The 20,003-nt window shown below is 34.5% G+C and carries 13 protein-coding genes; 10 read left to right on the top strand and 3 right to left on the bottom strand.

Annotated features, from left to right (window positions below):
* Positions 1-329 precede the first annotated feature (329 nt).
* A complete protein-coding gene (locus ACQUQZ_RS14680; protein ID WP_435355775.1) occupies positions 330-1,931 on the bottom strand; it encodes a M28 family peptidase in 1,602 nt (533 codons plus the stop codon).
* 161 nt (positions 1,932-2,092) lie between these two features.
* Between ACQUQZ_RS14680 and recQ the strand changes: the two genes are divergently transcribed.
* Entirely contained in the window at positions 2,093-4,231 is a 2,139-nt protein-coding gene (gene recQ, locus ACQUQZ_RS14685) for a DNA helicase RecQ (RefSeq protein WP_435355776.1), read from the top strand.
* Positions 4,232-4,284: 53 nt separating this feature from the next.
* Here recQ and ACQUQZ_RS14690 read toward each other — a convergent pair whose 3' ends face one another.
* Positions 4,285-6,117: an ABC transporter ATP-binding protein gene (locus tag ACQUQZ_RS14690; protein WP_435357659.1), complete on the bottom strand. Its 1,833-nt coding sequence runs from the start codon at positions 6,115-6,117 to the stop codon at positions 4,285-4,287.
* A 143-nt stretch (positions 6,118-6,260) separates the two neighbouring features.
* Between ACQUQZ_RS14690 and ACQUQZ_RS14695 the strand changes: the two genes are divergently transcribed.
* The 6 genes from ACQUQZ_RS14695 to ACQUQZ_RS14720 all read left to right on the top strand — a co-directional run bounded on the left by ACQUQZ_RS14695 (position 6,261) and on the right by ACQUQZ_RS14720 (position 15,881).
* Positions 6,261-6,845 (top strand): RNA polymerase sigma factor, encoded by a 585-nt coding sequence (locus tag ACQUQZ_RS14695; protein ID WP_435355777.1) that lies wholly within the window; start codon positions 6,261-6,263, stop codon positions 6,843-6,845.
* A gap of 56 nt (positions 6,846-6,901) precedes the next feature.
* Positions 6,902-7,903: a FecR family protein gene (locus tag ACQUQZ_RS14700; protein WP_435355778.1), complete on the top strand. Its 1,002-nt coding sequence runs from the start codon at positions 6,902-6,904 to the stop codon at positions 7,901-7,903.
* Positions 7,904-8,068: 165 nt separating this feature from the next.
* A complete protein-coding gene (locus tag ACQUQZ_RS14705; protein ID WP_435355779.1) occupies positions 8,069-11,110 on the top strand; it encodes a TonB-dependent receptor domain-containing protein in 3,042 nt (1,013 codons plus the stop codon).
* Positions 11,111-11,165: 55 nt separating this feature from the next.
* The gene (locus tag ACQUQZ_RS14710; RefSeq protein ID WP_435355780.1) at positions 11,166-12,071 is read left to right on the top strand and encodes an AEC family transporter; all 906 of its coding nucleotides are present in this window, start codon (positions 11,166-11,168) and stop codon (positions 12,069-12,071) included.
* A 119-nt stretch (positions 12,072-12,190) separates the two neighbouring features.
* Entirely contained in the window at positions 12,191-13,501 is a 1,311-nt protein-coding gene (locus tag ACQUQZ_RS14715; RefSeq protein WP_435355781.1) for a cation:dicarboxylate symporter family transporter, read from the top strand.
* 106 nt (positions 13,502-13,607) lie between these two features.
* Positions 13,608-15,881, top strand: coding sequence for an NADP-dependent malic enzyme (locus tag ACQUQZ_RS14720; RefSeq protein ID WP_435355782.1), 2,274 nt, complete (start codon positions 13,608-13,610; stop codon positions 15,879-15,881).
* Between the two features lie 60 nt (positions 15,882-15,941).
* Here the strand turns inward: ACQUQZ_RS14720 and ACQUQZ_RS14725 are convergent, their stop codons facing one another.
* Positions 15,942-17,687 carry a glycerophosphodiester phosphodiesterase family protein gene (locus ACQUQZ_RS14725; RefSeq protein ID WP_435355783.1) on the bottom strand — a complete coding sequence of 582 codons (1,746 nt, stop codon included), beginning with the start codon at positions 17,685-17,687 and terminating at the stop codon, positions 15,942-15,944.
* Between the two features lie 429 nt (positions 17,688-18,116).
* Here ACQUQZ_RS14725 and ACQUQZ_RS14730 point away from each other — a divergent pair, with 429 nt between their 5' ends.
* The 3 genes from ACQUQZ_RS14730 to ACQUQZ_RS14740 all read left to right on the top strand — a co-directional run bounded on the left by ACQUQZ_RS14730 (position 18,117) and on the right by ACQUQZ_RS14740 (position 19,981).
* A complete protein-coding gene (locus ACQUQZ_RS14730) occupies positions 18,117-18,431 on the top strand; it encodes an ArsR/SmtB family transcription factor (RefSeq protein WP_435355784.1) in 315 nt (104 codons plus the stop codon).
* 97 nt (positions 18,432-18,528) lie between these two features.
* Positions 18,529-19,335 (top strand): sulfite exporter TauE/SafE family protein, encoded by an 807-nt coding sequence (locus ACQUQZ_RS14735; protein ID WP_435355785.1) that lies wholly within the window; start codon positions 18,529-18,531, stop codon positions 19,333-19,335.
* Between the two features lie 13 nt (positions 19,336-19,348).
* Positions 19,349-19,981, top strand: a complete 633-nt coding sequence (locus ACQUQZ_RS14740) for a class I SAM-dependent methyltransferase (RefSeq protein ID WP_435355786.1) — start codon at positions 19,349-19,351, stop codon at positions 19,979-19,981.
* Positions 19,982-20,003 lie beyond the last annotated feature (22 nt).

The raw sequence follows: 20,003 nt of genomic DNA on the forward strand, positions 1-20,003 counted from the left end.
GTGAAAAGTTTTACAAGTACGAACAATTTTGAAAGAAAATTTTGTAAAAAATCGTTTCGTACACTTTTTAATTCTTTGACAATTTTATAGAAAAACGTTGAAACAAAAAAGAATAGGCAGTTTTTTTTTTTTTTGAACTAAAACATTATTTGTATTTTTCCAAGATTAAAGAATCTAAACAAACAAACAAAAGCCCTTCCTAACTTTTTCATTATCAAGTAATTAGCATTCACATATTTGCCATTAGCAATAAAGCGAAACTAAAAATTTCGTTGATTATCTATTTTCTAACAAAATTACCTATTTAAGCGAATCTACGCTTTTTTAAATTATGGTTTATTGCTATCGACTTTTATTCTTTCCTCACGATTTGCTAACTCCCATGCTGTTTGAAAAACCAAACGAGCGATTTGTTGATACTTTGGGAATAAGATTTTTTCGACATCATCACCAGGACGGTGGTAGTCTTCGTGAACACCTGTAAAATAAAAAATTACCGGAATTTTATGCTTAGCAAAATTGTAATGGTCTGAACGATAATAGAAACGATTAGGGTCTTTGGGGTCATTGAAGGTATAATCTAATTGGTAATTGATGTATTTTTTATTAACATCTTCACTAATTTGGTGTAATTCAGAAGATAACTTATCCGAACCTATCAAGTAAACATAATCCTGTTTAGGTGCATGTGCTTTATCAATCCGACCTATCATATCAATATTCAAATCGCAAACAGTTTTTTCGAGTGGAATAATTGGATTCTTATCTGTATAATACTGCGACCCTAAAAGCCCTTTTTCTTCGCCTGTTACCGTCATAAATAAGATACTGCGACGTGGACCATTCCCTTCTGCTTTTGCCTTAGCAAATGCTTCTGCAAGCTCCATAACTGTACAAGTACCAGAACCGTCATCGTCAGCCCCATTATAAATTTGTCCATTCTGAATACCAACATGGTCATAATGAGCAGTGATTAATACTACTTCGTCTTTTTTATCTGTACCTTCTAAAAAGCCAAGCACATTTTGTGTTTCGACTGGCACTTCCCCTCTTTCAACTTTAATAGAAATACTTGATTCTTTGGTATTTCCTGTAGAACTCTCTCCTTTTTTAGCAATGGCACTTTCTAATTTTTGTAATTTTGAAAGTTTTAGTCCCAACATATCAGCAGCCATTTCTTTAGAGACGAAAAAAGTAGGATTTGAGGTTGCTTTTTCAGCTGAAGTTGATGGATTAAAATTCAGTTGGTTAAATCTTGATAATACCACCTTTCTTTCAGCCGCCAATGAGGTAAATTGACTTGCATCTGACTCAGAAATAATAAAGAACATTTTCGCTCCATGATTGAGTGCAATATTCATTTTTTTCATAACGCCACTTTTCTCAACCCATTCAGATTTTTCACCCGATTTTGTAATAAGGTAATTACCAGCCTCATCTTTTGGTTCACCTTCAAAAAACACTACCGCTTTGTCTTTTACATCAATCTTTTTATAATCATTATAGGTATCTGTTTCAATACCATAACCTGCAAAAACTACTGCGATAGATTGCTCATCTGGAATACTTGTCAAACCATTTGGATAATAATCTTTAAAAAACTCTTTTTTCTTATTACCTATTTTAATGTAGGCATCTTTCCAACCTTTCTTATATAAATTAAAGTATTGAAAATAGCTTTTTCCTCCATCTTTTGTAGGAACAATTGCTTGTAAACCTAATTTAGCAAAATGATTAGAAATATAAATGGCGGCTTTTTTCTGTCCTTCTGAGCCAGTATCTCTTCCTTCCAAACTATCGGAAGCTATATAAGTTAGGTGTTTTTTTAAATCTTGAGCTGTGATGGTGGCAGCATATTCAGTAGATTTATCTTGCCCGTATAGCGAGGAGCAAATAGTAATGAGTGCAATAATTAGTGTACTTTTTTTCATTCAATTAGGTTTGTTTGTTGAAAATGATTTTTAGTGTAAAAATGGCAAATAATATTCGTCCATACTGGAAATAGAAATAATTTCAGTAAAAATAACAGCTTTTCAATTTAAAAATCATCTTTTACTCATAATTTTGCTTTAATTACTTTAACCATCCAACAATGACAAAAGAACAAGTTTTAAAAAAATACTTCGGTTACGACAAATTCCGCCCACTTCAAGCAGAAATAATTAACACAATTTTAGCAAAACAAGATTGTATGGTACTGATGCCCACAGGTGGTGGAAAATCAATCTGTTTTCAAGTTCCTGCTTTGGTGATGGAAGGTATAACTTTGGTTATTTCACCTTTGATTGCCTTGATGCAAGACCAGGTACAGTCGCTACAAGCCAATGGCGTTCCGTCTGCTTTTTTAAACAGTTCTCAATCTACTGTTGACCAACGAACCATTGAAGAAAAGTGCCAATCGGGCGAATTGAAATTACTATATATTTCTCCTGAGAAATTATTTTATAATAACTACTTAAGCTTTGTCAAAACACTCAATATCAATCAAATAGCTATTGATGAATCGCACTGCGTTTCTACTTGGGGGCATGATTTTAGACCTGAATATACCAAACTAAATATTCTGAAAGAAACCTTTCCTGATGTACCAGTTGTTGCTTTAACTGCCACTGCCGACCGTGTTACCCGTAAAGATATTTTAACACAATTGGGTGTACCTGATGCCAAAGTTTTTATTTCTTCTTTCGACCGTCCTAATCTTAGTTTGACAGTTTTAGGGGGCAGAAATAGATTGAAAATTATGCAAGAATTTATCGGCAAAAGGCCCAATCAATCAGGAATAATTTATTGTTTAAGTCGTAAAAACACAGAGGAAGTGGCAGAAGGTCTGCGAAAAGTGGGAATTAGAGCTATGCACTATCATGCAGGTGTAGATTCGCAAACCCGCTCAGAAGTACAAGACGCTTTTATCAAAGATGAAGTACAGGTAATTGTTGCAACGATTGCATTTGGAATGGGCATTGATAAGTCGAATGTGCGATTTGTGATTCATTATAGTTTACCTTCAAATGTGGAGAGTTTTTATCAAGAAATTGGTCGTGCTGGGCGTGATGGAGTAAAATCAGATACTTTATTGTTTTATAGTTTCGCTGATATCATGACTCGAAAAGACATGATTCAGAACTCAGAGTTACCGCAGGAAATGAAAGATGTTCAGTTTGCCAAACTCGACCGAATGAAACAATATGCTGAAGCAGAGATTTGCAGAAGAAGAATTTTGTTGAGTTATTTCAACGAAGAGGCACAAAACGATTGCGGAAATTGTGATGTTTGTCACAATCCTCCGCAGAAATTTGACGCAACGGTTTTTGCACAAAAAGCCTTGTCGGCTATTGCTCGAACAGAAGAAAAAGTAGCCATGGGTTTGTTGATTGATGTTTTAAGGGGTTCACAAAATAGAAATATTTATGAGAAAGGTTATCAAAGTCTCAAGACTTTTGGGGTAGGAAAAGAGCTAAAATATGAAGAATGGGCAGATTATATTACACAAATGCTCAATTCTGGTGTAGTTGATATTGCTTATGATGAGCGACATGCGTTAAAATTAAATTCAGTTTCTTGGCAAGTTTTGAAAGGTGAAAAGAAAGTAAACTTGGTAAGATTTGAGGCGTATGACATCAAAAAAGCTCGACAGGAAGAGGCTGCTCCAAAAGAAAAAACAAAGCGAGAAGTCATCAAAGATGCTTTGTTTGAAAAACTTAGAATTTTACGTAAGAAAATTGCTGATGAGCAAAATGTTCCTCCTTTTATTATTTTTTCAGATGCCTCACTTTCAGATATGGCACAAAAACGCCCTATCAATCGTTTTCAAATGATGGCTGTTTCTGGTGTTGGTGAACAGAAATTTAGGCAATATGGGGAAGAGTTTATCAATGAGATTTTATCTTTCACTGGCGAAAACCCTGGCATTGGACGTGCAAAGCAAGAAAAAGGCATGACTTTTCTCGAAACATTTGAGATGTATAAAGCAGGGCTTTCGATTGAACAAATGGCCGCCAAGCGAGTATTAAATCCCGTGACGATTATTAGTCATTTGGTCAAACTTCATCAAGATGGTGAAAATATTGACCTCAAACAATATATTGCAACTTATGAATATAATCAAATCATAGCAGAAGCGATGAAAATGAATGTTCAGAAAGGCGATGCACTTAAACCTTTGTTTGAAGCTCTTGAAGGCGTTTATGATTATGGAAAACTTCGTTTAGCTTTAGCCATTTGGGAAAAGTAGCACAATTTTCCAAATTGTGCCTATAAGATTATGACACAATTTGGAAAATTGTGCTACTTGTATCCTTCCGCTTGTAAATAAAACAACTCAGCATATCGACCTTTTTTCTCCAAAAGTTCTTCATGCGTACCGATTTCGAGTAATTGCCCTTTATCTAAAACTAAAATTCTATCAGCCATTCTTACTGTTGAAAACCTATGAGAAATAAGGATGGCTGTTTTTCCACGTGTCAGTTCGGCAAAACGACGAAAAACTTCATATTCGGCACGAGCATCCAATGCAGCGGTAGGTTCGTCCAAAATCAACACGTCAGCTTCTCGCAGATAAGCTCTTGCCAAAGCAACTTTCTGCCATTCGCCACCTGAAAGCTCAATACCCTTCGCAAAACGTCGGCCTAAAGGTTGTTCATATTTTAAAGGTAATTTCTCAATGACGGTATCTGCCAAACTTTGTTGAGCTGCTCTTGCAAGTTGAGGCATTTCTTCACGGGAATCAATATCACCCACTGCAATATTATCGCCTGCTGTAAATTGAAATTTTTGAAAATCTTGGAAAATTACCCCAATATGCTCTCGAAGTTCATTAAGGTTGTAGGATTTTAAATCATAACCATCCAACAAAATTCTTCCTTCATCTGGGTCATATAATCGAGCAAGTAATTTTACCAATGTTGTTTTTCCAGAGCCATTTTCACCTACTAAAGCTAACTTCTCTCCTACTTTTAGTGTAAAACTCAAATTTCGATTGGCCCATTTATCAGAATTTGGATATTTGAATCCTACATTTTCAAAACGAAAACCTTCTTGAATTGGATTAGGGAAAGGTCTTGATTGTTTTGGCGAAGTAATCTTTGGTTCAATTTGATAATATTCAAATAAATCGTTTAAATACAAAGCTCCTTGTGAAATGCTGCTAAATCTGCCTAAAATGCCTTCCAATAAAGACTTTAACTGTCGAAAAGAACCAGCCAAGAAAGTCAAACTACCAATGGTAACAATACCTTTGACAGTTTCGACAATAATCATTGTATATGCACCAAAATAACCGAGCGTTCCGACTGCAACCAACAAACTTCCCCAAGATGCTTTTTCGATAGAAAGCTTTTTATTTTCTTTAAAATAACGATTGGATAAATTCCTGAATCGATCAATAATAAAATCAGAAAGTCCAAAAAGTTTGACTTCTTTGGCGGTTTCATCGCTCGCCCCAATAAAACGATAATAATCTAATTCACGGCGTTGAGGAGTCCAACCACGCTGCAATGAATAGCTTTTAGCATTGAAATGCAGTTCACCAATAAATGAAGGAACAACCGAAACTAAAAGCAACACTATCAACCAAGGATTGAAAGTAATAAGTCCAACCAATAATAAACCCATTGAGATAATGTCTTGTCCTTGTGCCAAAATTTGTGAAAGCAGTGCCGTTCGACCGCTGGTTTGTTGTCTGGCACGTTCAAGTTTATCATAAAAAGTAGCATCTTCAAATTGTGCTAAATCTAATGAAGCTGCATGTTCCATGAGTTTAATGGAAGTACGATTGGCAAATAAGTCGCCCAAAAGACTATCTGTTAAGCCAATGCCACGTGCCAATAAATCACTGATGATCATTAAGCCAAATTCTGCACCTATCAATAAATATAAATGATTAAAAGTTAGCAATTTACCTGTACTTAAATGAAGCACTTCATCAATAATAAGTTTACCCACATATAGAATGGAAATCGGAATTGCCGAACGTAGCAATCTAAGAAATGTATTGCTAATAGTCAAAGCAGGAGAAGTTTGATAGACTTCACGCAAGAAAGAGGGTAAATTGCCTAATGCTTGTACACGTTCACGAATATTTGGTTTCTTCTCGTCGGGGTCTATTATAACACGAGCCATAATTTTTTTATTGGTATTTCTCTTTTCAACAGCTAAAGTGGTCATTTGAGTTCAGTTAGAAACGCTTAGTTGATTTTCATTCACTACCTCTTTTTATTGTTCCACTATGTTTTATTCTAAATAAATCTTTCTTTTGTACCATAATGAAAAAACTACCCTTCGATAGCGACCAAGAATTACTTGCCGATATTACCAATGGTGATAGTCGAGCATTTGAGATTTTGTATCGAAGGTATTTTTCAAAACTCTACGGAGCAGCCTACAAACGCCTGCAAAGCAAAGAATTAAGTGAAGAAATCGTTCAAGAATTATTTGTTTCTCTTTGGGAACGCCGTGAAAGTTTACCGATTGAAAACATCGAAAATTACCTTTTTTCTTCTGTAAAATACCTTGTTATTGCTCAATTTAAGAAAAACAGTCTTTTTGAAAAATATTCATCCACACTCAATCAAACTGAAAATGATGATAATTTTACAGAACAAACAGTTGCTTTCGACGAACTAAATGAAGCCTATCAACAAGCTCTACTCACCATTCCTGAACGTTGCCGTGAAGTTTTTTTACTCAAACGAAGCGGACTTTCACAAAGAGAAATCTCTGAAAAATTAGATATTTCGGAGAAAACCGTCGAAAATCAAATGACTAAAGCCCTCAAAATGCTGCGTGAGGCTTTGAAAGATTATACTTCTTTAGGCTTAATTATAATAGCCATTAAAAATATTTTTTAATGGATATAGGGGAAAACTTTTATCAATTACACTTAGTCTCTGTAAGCATAACAATAATGAGACTTAATCAAGAAATAATTGAACGTTTTCTACAAAATAAATGCACCGACAATGAACGTCAGGCAGTAGAATCATGGTATTTGTCTTTTGAGAAAAACCTTGATGGCATTAGCCAAATGCCTGAAGATGAGCAAATAACTTTAGAAAACGAACTATATCTAAAAATCAAACGTCGAATTCGACCTTTTGAACAAATACAAAAAACACCGATTCCTTGGCTATTGTATTTAGGTATTGCGGCGGCTGTCCTACTTATATCTTTTAGTGTTTGGTTTTACAAAATACCTCAAGGAGATAGTCAAACTAACCAACAAGTGCTTTCTTCAAATTGGACAAAATATGAGAATAATTCTACTAAAGAATTAAAAATAGCTTTGCCCGATGGTAGCATTGTAACGATGAATCCAAAAACACAAATTACTTATAATCAATCAGATACAAAATTTCGTGAAGTAAATTTAATTGGTGAAGCATTCTTTGATGTGAAAAAAGATGCCACAAGACCTTTTATGATTTATACTGGAAAAGTTACTACAAAGGTTTTGGGTACAAGTTTCAGAATAAAGGCTTATCCTGAAATGCAAAAATTTGAAGTTTCTGTAGCATCAGGAAAAGTAACAGTTTATGAAAAAGAAGAAGCCAATAAAAAAGACAATGGCGTTATTCTTACTCCCAATTTAAAAGTAACTTTTTTTGATGAAGAAGAGCATTTTATTACTGGTTTGGTCGAAAAACCAGAAGTTTTACCAACCATCAAAAAAGAATCATTGAGCTTCAATTTTCAAAATATCCCTTTACATGAAGTTCTCAAAACGCTTGAAAAAGCCTATGGTATTGAAATGGTCTTGGAAAATGAATCTTTAGGAAATTGTACACTCAATGGAAACTTAGACGATATGCCACTTTATACAAAACTTGATATTATTACTCGCTCATTAAATGCCAATTATCAAATCAAAGGTACAAGTATTTTGGTAAGTGGCCGAGGATGCGAGTAGATGTAGAGCAAATTCCATTTAGAACAAGTTAGAAACTTGTTTTACAAAAAAAACCGATGATGCTCGAAACATCATCGGTCAATAAAATCGCCTCAGCTTCATCGCCAAATGTCATCTGAGGAAATTAATTCAATTAGTTTTTTTAACAAAAACCTTTGTAAACCTATGCAAAAACCTCTATTCAATCAAGCATTTTTGCTTAAAATGATGAAAATTTCGCTAACACAATGTTTTTTCGCACTCATGCTTGTGTTGCAGTCATTTGCCCATGATGGCAAAGCCCAAGATTTACTCGAAAAAAATGTTTCGGTTAATCTGCAAAATGTAAGTATGCAAGACGCTATTTCTGAAATTGGGAAAGTGGCTGATGCCAAATTTTTTTATAGTTCAAAAATCATTCAACTCGACCGAAAAGTAAGCTTACAAGCTCAAAACCTAAAATTTTCAGAAGTATTAAGTCGTTTGTTCTCACCGATGAATATTTCTTACAAAGTGTATGGCAATCAAATTGTTTTGAATACATTAGTTGAGCAAAATCGAAGTGAAAAACCAGCATTTACTGAAAATCCAGTTGCATTGGTGGCAGACCCAATTACGGGTAAAGTAAAAGCAACAAATGGGGAAACATTGCCTGGAGTAAATGTAGTAGTAAAAGGCACAAAACGAGGAGTAAGCACTGACCCTGATGGTAATTTTAAGATAAATGCCGACAAAGGAGAAGTTTTACAATTTTCGTTTATTGGCTATCAAAATCAAGAAATTACAGTTGACGACAACAATAATCTCAATATTGTATTGGTAGAATCGACTTCTCAATTGACCGAAGTAGTAGTGATTGGCTCTCGTGGGCAGCCTCGTACCGATGTTGAGCGTCCAGTACCTGTGGATGTTTTAAGTGCCAAAGAATTGCAAGCAACTGGTCAAGTCGAATTGGGTCAGATGGTACAATTTAACTCTCCATCTTTCAATTCTGCTAAAACTGGTATCAATGGAGTAGCAAATTATGCCGACCCCGCTACCCTTCGTGGGCTTTCACCTGACCAAGTTTTGGTTTTGGTGGATGGCAAACGTCGTCATCAATTTTCAGCTCTCAATCTCAATGTTACTGTTGGTTTGGGTACTGTTGTAACTGATATGAACTCGATTCCTTCATTGGCACTTGATAGAGTTGAGGTTTTGAGAGATGGGGCAGCAGCACAATATGGCTCAGATGCTATTGCAGGAATCGTGAATTTGGCTTTGAATAAAAGTGTAGGAAAAGGCACTTTCAAAACCCAATATGGTGTAACAAAAATGGGCGATGGTGGCACTTATATGGGAGCTTTGAACTACGGTTTTAAATTGGGTAAAGAAAAAAGTTATTTAAATATGACTTTACATTACCAGCATGCCGAAGGCACTGACCGCTCAGACTTTTACAATCCAAGACCTGTCACTGGTGGAACTTATACAGGAATTTACTCTGCTACACAAGCAACTGACGAAGCAACCCTAAAAACTCGTGGTGTTTGGGGAGATTATGGGACATTTAAAGTAACCAAATATGGCAGTAATCAAAATACTGCCTATCAGGGATTTTATAATTTAGGTTATCCTATTAATGACAAATGGAATTTGTATAGTTTTGGTGGCGTTTCAAGCAAAAAAGTTTTGGCTTATGGCTTTTTCAGAATTGCAAACCCTACTAATGCAAATTCTGACCCTGAAATTTTTCCAGATGGGTTTACGCCTGAATTACCAGGAAAAACCATTGATTATTCTTCAGTAGTTGGCTTAAACAAAAAAGTAATAGATGGTTGGAATCTTGATTTTAGTGCAGGCTACGGACATAATTATTTAGATTTATGGGCAAATAATACTGTAAATCCTTCGATGGGAGCAAATTCTCCCACAGAATTTTATGTCGGACGAAGTGCCATTGGACAAACAACCATTGAAGCTAATATTTCAAAAAACTACAAAGGTTTGTTAGGAACAAAAGCCATGAACGTGGCATTTGGTAGCCAATATAGAGCTGAACAATTTATTTTAGGACAAGGAAGCAAAGAATCTTATGAAGTTGGTCCCTTAGCAACAAGCAAAAACAAAGCTCCAGGTTCAAGTGGTCGCCCAGGCATTGCTCCTGCTGATGAAACAAATGCCAAACGCAGTAATATTGGTGTATATGCTGACATTGAAAGTGATATTACCAATAAGTTTTTGGTAGCGGCGGCACTTCGTTATGAAAATTATAGCGATTTTGGCAGTAATGTTTCAGGAAAATTGGCAACTCGTCTGAAACTCAATGAAAGTATTTCAATCAGAGGCTCCATTAATAAAGGTTTTAGAGCTCCGTCTTTACAACAAACTTATAATAGTGTAACAACTTCAACTGTGCAAGCTGGGGCGATTATTCAAACAAAACAATTGCCTAATGCCGACCCTCGTTTGGCTCAATTGGGTATCGAAAAACCTAAAGCTGAAAATTCCTTGAATTATAATTTGGGTATTACAGCAAAGGCTGGTGACAAATTTTTGTTTACTTTAGATGCTTATCAAATTGACATTACTGACAGAATTATTCTTTCGGAGCGTATGATTGTAAGTAGTATTGCTTCATTAAAGCCACTTTTTCCAGGTATCAGTGAAATTCGTTTTTTTACTAATCACATCAATACTCGCACCAAAGGAATTGATTTTGTGACTACTTTTAATCATAAATTCAATACTAAAAATAAATTTACCGCAAGCATAGCTTTAACTTTCAATGAAACCAAATTAACTTCTCAGAAAGTAACGCCAAGTCTTTTGCAAGCAGGAACTGCCGCCAAAATTTTAATGATTGATACCGTCAGTATTAGCTTGATAGAAACAGCTCAGCCCCGTCAAAAGGTATTAGTTTCATTAGGTTATCAATTAAATAAATTGAATTTTAATGTAAGAGGTTCGTATTTTGGTTCAGTAACTGTGTGGGAAAAACCAACTGGAAAACCGCATATTACCCAAACATTTGGAGGAAAAACATTGATAGATGTAGCAGTAGTTTATGCTTTTTCTCCTAAATTCTCACTCTCAATAGGCAGTAATAATGTGACAAATGTTTATCCTGATAAAGTCTTACCCAATTTTGCAGGTTATACTAATGGACAAATTCCTTATACTCGAAATGCCAATCAATTTGGTTTCAATGGAGCATTTTATTATGCCAATCTGACGATAAACTTTTAAAAAACGCCGACATTTCCTTAACTTTCCCAAAAAGTTAAGGAAATGTGTCTTGCCAATGTCTAACTTACTATTACTTTTTACTTGTCTATTACTCGGAATCATCCTGCAACGAATCAAGGGTTTTCCAAAAGAGGCTCATTTAGTTCTAAATGCCTTTATAATTTATGTTTGTTTACCAGCTTTAACATTACTCTATACAAGCGAAATTAGTTTTCAGCCAAATCAGGCTTTACCCGTGCTAATGCCTTACATTTTGTTTATTAGTTCCTTTGTTTTTTTTAAAATTTTAGCCCCATTGCTAAACTTCGACAGAAGTACCACTGGAGCTTTGACAATTACTGCAGGCATTAGCAGTATTTCATTTGTAGGTTTTCCAATTTTTGAATTATTATATGGCAAAGAAGGCTTAAAAATGGGCGTTTTGATGAGCCAAGCAGGTTCGTTTGTTGTGTGTGGAACATTGGGTTTGATGACAGCCTCTTATTATTCATCGTCAGAGCCATCAATCAAAAAAATGTTGAGAAGTATGTTTTCTTTTCCTCCTTTTTTAGCCTTTTGTATAGCTGTTTTGTTAAATATTAGTAATTATCATTTTCCAGTTTTTGCCGGTGAAATTTTACAAAAAATCGGCAGCCCATTTACTATTTTAGCCTTAGTTTCGGTTGGTTTACAGATAAATTTCAAAAAAGAAAGTTTCACCCAAAAACCATTATTGGTAGGTTTATTTTTCAAACTATTCATCGCACCATTGATAATCTATCTGATATATCTTATATTGCTTGATGAAAAAACATGGCTTAGTGAAATGTGTATAGTGGGTGCTGGTCTTGGTTCTATGAATACTGCCACCATTATCGCTATCAATCATCGCCTAAATCCTGCATTAGCAAGTCTGATGGTTGGAGTGGGCATACCTTTATCACTCATTACCACCATGATTTGGTATTATTTTTTAAACTGATTAAGATATGAGATGGGAGATACGAGATTAGAGATTGATTAAGTTTTATATAATCTCGAATCTCATATCTCGAAACTCATATCTCGAATCTCATATCTCGAATCTCATATCTATTTCTAATGAAAAAAATCTTTACTAACCTTACATTCTGGGTACTTACTGCTATTATTTGTGGCGTTCTATTGGGACATTACAATCCTGAATTTGCCTTACAAACACTTTTTGAAAAAGGCTTTAAGCAAAACCTACTTATTTCTGAATTTGAAATAAAAAACACTTTTAGTGAGTTTTTGAGTAGTATTTTTATCAGTACAGTCAAACTTTTTATCAATCCAATTATTTTCTTGACCATCACTTTGGGGATTATCTCTATGGGTGATTTAAAAAAAGTTGGTAAAGTTGGAGCAAAAGCCTTAGTTTATTTTGAAGTAGTGACAACCATTGCATTAATAGTTGGAGTAGTGGTAGCCAATATCATTCGCCCAGGCGATGGTGTTGTAACGGATAATATCAAAGGTGGAGATATTTCAAAATACACTAAAAATGCTACTGAATTTAGTTGGATGAAATTCTTTTTGGATAATGTAACACTCCAAGTTTTGGTCATTGCGATTGTTTTAGGAATAGTTTTAAGTAATTATTCAGGTCGCCAAAAAGTAGTCGATTTTCTTGCACCTATTTCAAAAAAAGTATTCTGGGCATTACATAAAGTGATGATTTTTGCACCAATTGGAGCTTTTGGAGGTATGGCATTTACGATTGCCAAATATGGCATCAAAACCCTCCTCCCACTCGCCAAACTCATGGGGACAGTTTATACAACAATGGCAATTTTTGTATTTGTTGTGCTTTATTTCATTCTTAAATATTATAAAATTAGCCTTTGGTCGTTCCTGAAATTTATTCGAGAAGAATTACTCATTGTTCTTGGAACTTCCTCTTCCGAAGCTGCTTTACCTTCATTAATGGAAAAGTTAGAACGAATGGGTTGCTCTAAATCTGTTGTAGGTTTAGTAGTTCCCGCAGGCTATTCTTTCAATCTTGATGGAACAACAATTTATCTTTCAATGGCGGTAATTTTCTTAGCACAGGTTTTTAATGTGCATCTTGATTTGCAACAGATGCTCACAATTATTGGTATTTTGATGGTAACTTCCAAAGGTGCGGCTGGTGTAACGGGTAGTGGTTTTATCGTTTTGGCAAGTACACTTACAGCACTCAAAGTTATTCCTGTAGAGGGTTTAGCTTTACTTTTGGGTGTGGATAGGTTTATGTCAGAAGCCCGTGCTATCACTAACTTTATAGGGAATGGAGTTGCCACTGTCTGGATTTCAAATAATGAAAATGAATTTGACCGTGCTAAAATGCAAGCAGCCTTCGCTCATGTAGCTGATTATGAGGATATTGTAAAAGATAATCTCAAAAACTAATAATTGATTCAAAATCAATCCATTTTTTAAAAAAAGTAAATATTTCCATGACTCTGAAAACTTTCAGCCTTACCTTCGTGGCATCAAACAAACTCCTATTCGAAAAATGAGTAAACAAAATCTAAAAGACGACGCTCTTCACTATCACGCAAAGGGTCGTCCAGGCAAAATTGAGGTTGTTCCGACCAAAGAATATGCAACACAAAGAGATTTATCATTAGCATATTCTCCTGGTGTTGCCGACCCATGTATGGCCATCTTTGAAAACCCTGAAGATGTCTATAAATATACTGCTAAGGGAAACCTCGTAGCAGTTATTTCAAACGGAACAGCAGTTTTAGGCTTAGGAGATATTGGACCAGCTGCAGGAAAGCCTGTGATGGAAGGGAAAGGACTTTTATTTAAAATTTATGCAGATATTGATGTATTTGACATAGAACTAAACACCAAAGATGTTGATGAATTTGTACGTACAGTAAAGATTCTTGAACCAACTTTTGGTGGCGTAAACTTAGAAGATATTTCTGCTCCTGAATGTTTTGAAATTGAGGAAAGATTAAAGGCAGAAATGAATATTCCTGTCATGCACGACGACCAGCATGGAACTGCCATTATTTCGTCAGCAGCATTGCTGAATGCCTTGGAATTAGTAAATAAAGATATTTCAAACGTAAAAATCATTATCAATGGTGCAGGTGCTTCTGCTATTTCTTGTACTCGTTTATATCATTCGCTTGGTGCAGATAAAAAAAACATCTTCATGTTCGATAGTAAAGGCTTGATTCACCCAAGTCGTACCAATCTTGATGGCAAAAAAATTGAGTTTGCTAATGATAATATGCCTGCCGAAACAACACTTACGGAAGCATTGGTTGGAGCAGATGTTTTCGTTGGACTTTCAAAAGGTAATATCTTGAAGCAAGACATGGTAAAATCAATGGCAAAAGATTGCATTGTTTTTGCGATGGCAAACCCTACCCCTGAGATTTCTTATGAAGAAGCTATTGAAGCTCGTGAAGACATTATCATGGCAACTGGTCGCTCAGATTACCCTAATCAAGTTAATAATGTTTTAGGATTTCCTTATATTTTCCGTGGAGCTTTAGATGTTCGTTCGAAAGTTATCAATGAAGAAATGAAACTGGCGGCTGTGCGTGCATTGGCTGAATTAGCTAAAAAACCAGTACCTGATGTTGTTAATTTAGCTTATGGCGAAACAAACCTTTCATTTGGACGAACCTATATCATTCCAAAACCAGTTGACCCTCGCCTACTTACAACCGTTGCTCCAGCTGTAGCTAAAGCAGCAATGGATAGTGGAGTAGCAAAATTTCCTATTACAGATTGGGAAGCTTATGATACACAATTATCAAAACGCTTAGGTCAGGACAATTCACTCAAAAAAGTAATTACTAATAAAGCTAAATTAAATCCAAAACGAGTAGTTTTTGCTGATGCTGAAAACTTGACTGTTCTAAAAGCAGCTCAAGAAGTACAAGATGAGAAAATTGCCACACCGATTTTGCTTGGAAATGTTGCCAAAATTACTAAGTTATTAGAGGATAACAACATCGACCTGCCTTATGCCGAAATCATAGACTCTCGTTCACCTGAACAAGAAGAAAATTTGGCTAAATTTGGAGCAATTTTCTATGAAAAACGTAAACGAAAAGGCTATAATCATTTCGAAGCTACACAATTGATGCGTAATCGCAACTATTTTGGTGCAATGATGGTAGAAACTGGCGAAGCTGATGCCATGATTGGTGGTATGACTCGAAATTATCCTGAAACCATTCGTCCAGCATTACAAATTATTGGTCGTCAAGAAAGCGTAAAGAAAGTTTCAGGAATGTATATTTTAATGAGTCGTTTTGGCCCACTTTTCTTGGCAGATACAACTGTTAATTTCAACCCAACAGCTGAGGAAATCGTTGAAATCACTGAATTAGCTGCAAAAGAGGTAGAGAAATTCAATATCAAGCCGAGAATCGCTTTATTAACTTATTCAAACTTCGGTAGTGCAGATGGTGATGATGCTCTAAAAATGCAAAAAGCAGTCGCTATTTTGAAAGATAAACACCCAAATATGGTTGTTGATGGTGAAATGCAAGCTCACTTACCTTTTGATATTGATTTACTAAAAGAACAGCATCCTTTCAGTGATTTAGTAGACGGTCGTGCCAATACTTTGATATTCCCAAATCTTTCTTCTTCAAATATCGCCTATAATATTGTTAAAGAAATAGCAAATATTGATAAAATTGGACCCATTCTCTTAGGTTTGAAAAAACCTGTTCATGTACTTCAACTTGGTAGTACCGTACGTGAAATTGTGGATATGGTGGCCATTGCAGTAGTAGAAGCACAAGGAAAATAAAACAGATATACTCGTTTTAAAGCCATACAGGAATCCTGTATGGCTTATTATAATCTATTGCTATTGGCATCCGCCCATTTGAGCCTTAAAGACTGTACCTATATCAGCCTTAAAACCTGGGTTAAGGAGTACTGAACTACCAGCCTGATAGGTAACATTTGCACTACCTGTTATATGATTATTAGCGATAATAAAGCCATTATTAACATTGGTTTGTTTAACTATAGTACCATTTGATATATCATCAGAGGGATTATTGAAACTTGAAAGATTTAAACTTGGTGGGCAAGGTTTAAAAAAGACCCTTACATAATCTACTTGCATTTGGGCGGGAAATATACTATTATCAATGCCTTTGGCTCCACCCCAATCACCTCCAACTGCCAAATTTAGTAAGATATACATGGGATTGTTTAATGACCAGTCCTTTGCAGAATTCTGATCATTTAACACTGTAAAATACACTTTTTCATCCAATAAGAAATTAATTTTTTCAGTATCCCATTCTACAGCATATATATGAAATACACCAGTCGCATTATTAACAAATTGTCTTTTAATTTTCTGTGTCCCTTGTAATTGATTAAAAACATCTGTTTGAAGGCTTCCAGCAATTGTATCTGGTGCATATCCGACTTGTTCAAAGATTTTTACTTCCCCACATTGAGGTAAGCCGACTTTATCAAAATTTGTTCCTAACATCCATACAGCTGAAGAAGTGCCACGCACTTTTGGTAATTTCGCTCTAATCTCAACTCGACCATTGTTCCAATCAGCTTTACCCCTTGTAACCAATCGTGCAGAAGTGTATTCATTAGTTTGATATTTTTCTTTTTTTGCTTTAATTGAAAGAAATCCATTTTTTACAATGGCATTGTTAGTATCAGCTTTAGTATAAAATTGTAATTCATTATTGCCCCAACCATCACCACCTACATCGTAGTTCCACTTTGTACTATCTGGTAAGCCTACGTAATTAAACTCATCACTCCAAACTAATGTCCAAGGACTTTTTTTGTAAATATCAATTTTTTTATATGCTTTTTCAGGCTCATCAGTCAATAAATAATCAATATTACGAATAAAAAAATAATCCATCATAAAGGGATCATTTACAGTCCAAGAATTTGTTGTTAAACCGATCTTCTGAGCATCTAGCAACAACTTTTCATCTTTAAAATAAACATTATATTGATAAACAGTACCTGTAATACCATCAGCTTTTAGCTGACTTGGTGAAATACCTACGCCTTCTTTTAGTAGTTGTGTTTTTGCATTTGTATCTAATTCATGCACTTTCTTCAAAACATCATAATCAAAACTGATATATACAACCAATTTTTGTGCATCCATTTGTTGAACCATTTCAACAATTTTTTGAGCTACAAACAAAGAACGACTCTTTCCAGCAGGTGAAGGTTTTATTTCAATAAAAAGTGTTGTTTTTTCTTGCGTTTTACCAAGACTTATAAAATCACTAAGCTTTGGAATATTTTCACCGTTTGCCAACGGTACTTTTAGCAAGTCATTATATGTACTGCTTTCTATGTCAATGCCTACGTAGTCTGCGTCATGATTAATAATAAGTACCCCATCTTTTGTCATCCGCACATCAAATTCTGAGCCATCACAACCTAATTTGATAGCATTTGTGAGTGAAGCCATTGAATTTTGTGGAACTCCAGTATTAAGCCATGCTCCTCGATGAGCTACGACTTTGGGTGGGTGAAAGGTTTGAGCCTCTGTTTTCCTAAAGCAAGATAAGCAAATTAAAGTAACTATTAAATAATAGAATAGTTTATTCATTTTAGAAGCAAAAAGTTTATTTATGAATAAATGAGTCGAAATTTACACATTTTTTCACAAAAAAAACATTAAAAAATTATTTAAAGGCTCCAAATTAGTTTATGTTATATTTATAATCAATATTTATAAATTAGTAAAGATTAAATATAACAATTACACTTTTTGGTTAGTAAAAAGGAATCAATATCAATTGTTTAAAAAAACTTAAAAACTCGGTTGGTTATTTTGAATGTTAATTGGCCAATTAGTACTTATTTTAAAAAGAAAAAAAAACTTGTTTGGTAAAAAAATCAGTAGATTTTTTTCTGTATCTCATACCAATAAATCTCACTTTTTACTTCAAGTGTAGCACATTTCACTCATTTATAATTATTCGAAAAAGTATATGAAAATAGTATCATATATTTGTATTAACAAATAATTCATCTCATGATGGCAGAAGCAAAAAATACAAAAATCAATAAAGAAAAATATGAAAAAGCAGCTTATATTTTGAAAGCAGTTGCCCATCCTACTCGTTTGGCAATTATCCACTTATTAGAACAAGAGGATGGTTTATCAGTCAATGAAATTTGTGAGGCTTTAGAATGTGAGCAATCATTGATTTCACATCATTTGATTAATATGAAATTACGTGGAATTTTGCAATCGCATAAGGATGGCTTGAACATGTATTATTCTCTAAAAGAACACGAAGTTGCAAAAATTTTGACTTGTATAGAGAATTGCGGCTGCAATATGTGATTTTTTTTCAAAAACAATATGAATAAATTATCATATATTAATATTAGTATATAGACTTTATAGAGTAGCAAATTTTTAGGAAAAATTGATAAATAACATGGAAATTCTCGGCTATATTGGAGCGTTGTTGATGGGTCTAACTCTTGGTTTGATTGGTGGTGGTGGCTCCATTCTTACAGTGCCTATTTTAGTGTATTTATTTTCGATTGACACTGTCTTGGCAACAGCTTACTCTCTTTTTATTGTTGGACTCACAAGTCTTATTGGTTCATTTAGCCATATTTCGCAAGGAAATGTTCATTGGCGAACTGCTTTTGTTTTTGGAGTTCCATCAATTATTAGTGTTTATTTAACTCGATTTTATTTAGTCCCATTTATCCCTACCCAAATTTTCCAAGTTGGTGATTTTGTCATGTCAAAATCGCTTTTGATATTGATGTTTTTTGCCTTACTGATGGTTTTTGCTTCTTATACAATGATTCGAGAAAATAAATCATGTAAAGAAAAAACAGTTGGTGAAATCAAGTATAATTATCCACTCATTTTGATTGAAGGGTTGGTCGTTGGTACTATTACAGGTTTGGTTGGTGCAGGAGGTGGTTTTTTGATTATTCCTGCATTGGTTTTATTAGCAAAATTGCCGATGAAAAAAGCCGTTGGAACATCTTTAGTGATTATTGCGATGAAATCACTCATTGGCTTTACAGGCGACTTGAAAGGTAAAGAACATATTGATTGGCAGTTTTTAGCGTATTTTTCGGTGGTTGCCATCCTTGGTATTTTGATTGGAAGTTTACTTTCTAAGAAAGTTGAAGATGAAAAATTAAAACCTGCTTTTGGCTATTTTGTCTTAATTATGGGTATTTATATTATTACCAAAGAATTGTTTTTTCAACACACCTAACCGTTTTTTTGTGATGGAAGATTTAGAAAGAAAACAACACTGGGAGAAAATATATCAAACCAAAGACTTACAAAATGTAAGCTGGTTTCAACCAAAACCAACAACATCGCTTAACTTTTTGGAACGATTTAATATTTCAAAAACAGCTAAAATTATCGATATTGGTGGTGGAGATAGTTATTTAGTTGATAATTTACTTGATTTGGGCTATCAAAATATTACAGTTCTTGACATTTCAGAGGCAGCACTCGAAAAAGCAAAACAACGCTTGGGAAAGAGAGCATCAAGTGTAAAATGGATTGTTGCTGATGCTGCGAACTTCATACCTACAGAAAAATATGATTTTTGGCATGACAGAGCTGCTTTTCATTTTCTTACACAAGATACAGAAATAAATAACTATATTGATATAATTTACAAAAGCATTAATTCGAGTGGAGTTTTGGTAATTGGAACATTTTCAGAACAAGGGCCAAGCAAATGCAGTGGGATTGATGTAAAACAATATTCGGAAGTGTCAATGAGTGAACGATTAAAATCATTTTTTGAAAAAATAAAATGTTTAACTGTTGACCACATCACACCTTTTAAAACAATACAAAATTTTATTTTTTGTATTTTCAAGAAAATAGAAGCGGCAAAATAAATCAGATATTACAAGAAAAATA

Origin of the sequence: Emticicia sp. SJ17W-69, assembly GCF_051209875.1 — a bacterium.
In the GTDB taxonomy this organism is placed as follows: domain Bacteria; phylum Bacteroidota; class Bacteroidia; order Cytophagales; family Spirosomataceae; genus Emticicia.

Coding starts and splice junctions, on each gene's coding strand:
- ACQUQZ_RS14680 (WP_435355775.1), bottom strand. CDS start 1,931: ATGAAAAAAAGTACACTAATTATTGCACTCATTACTATTTGCTCCTCG.
- recQ (WP_435355776.1), top strand. CDS start 2,093: ATGACAAAAGAACAAGTTTTAAAAAAATACTTCGGTTACGACAAATTC.
- ACQUQZ_RS14690 (WP_435357659.1), bottom strand. CDS start 6,117: ATGGCTCGTGTTATAATAGACCCCGACGAGAAGAAACCAAATATTCGT.
- ACQUQZ_RS14695 (WP_435355777.1), top strand. CDS start 6,261: ATGAAAAAACTACCCTTCGATAGCGACCAAGAATTACTTGCCGATATT.
- ACQUQZ_RS14700 (WP_435355778.1), top strand. CDS start 6,902: ATGAGACTTAATCAAGAAATAATTGAACGTTTTCTACAAAATAAATGC.
- ACQUQZ_RS14705 (WP_435355779.1), top strand. CDS start 8,069: ATGCAAAAACCTCTATTCAATCAAGCATTTTTGCTTAAAATGATGAAA.
- ACQUQZ_RS14710 (WP_435355780.1), top strand. CDS start 11,166: ATGTCTAACTTACTATTACTTTTTACTTGTCTATTACTCGGAATCATC.
- ACQUQZ_RS14715 (WP_435355781.1), top strand. CDS start 12,191: ATGAAAAAAATCTTTACTAACCTTACATTCTGGGTACTTACTGCTATT.
- ACQUQZ_RS14720 (WP_435355782.1), top strand. CDS start 13,608: ATGAGTAAACAAAATCTAAAAGACGACGCTCTTCACTATCACGCAAAG.
- ACQUQZ_RS14725 (WP_435355783.1), bottom strand. CDS start 17,687: ATGAATAAACTATTCTATTATTTAATAGTTACTTTAATTTGCTTATCT.
- ACQUQZ_RS14730 (WP_435355784.1), top strand. CDS start 18,117: ATGATGGCAGAAGCAAAAAATACAAAAATCAATAAAGAAAAATATGAA.
- ACQUQZ_RS14735 (WP_435355785.1), top strand. CDS start 18,529: ATGGAAATTCTCGGCTATATTGGAGCGTTGTTGATGGGTCTAACTCTT.
- ACQUQZ_RS14740 (WP_435355786.1), top strand. CDS start 19,349: ATGGAAGATTTAGAAAGAAAACAACACTGGGAGAAAATATATCAAACC.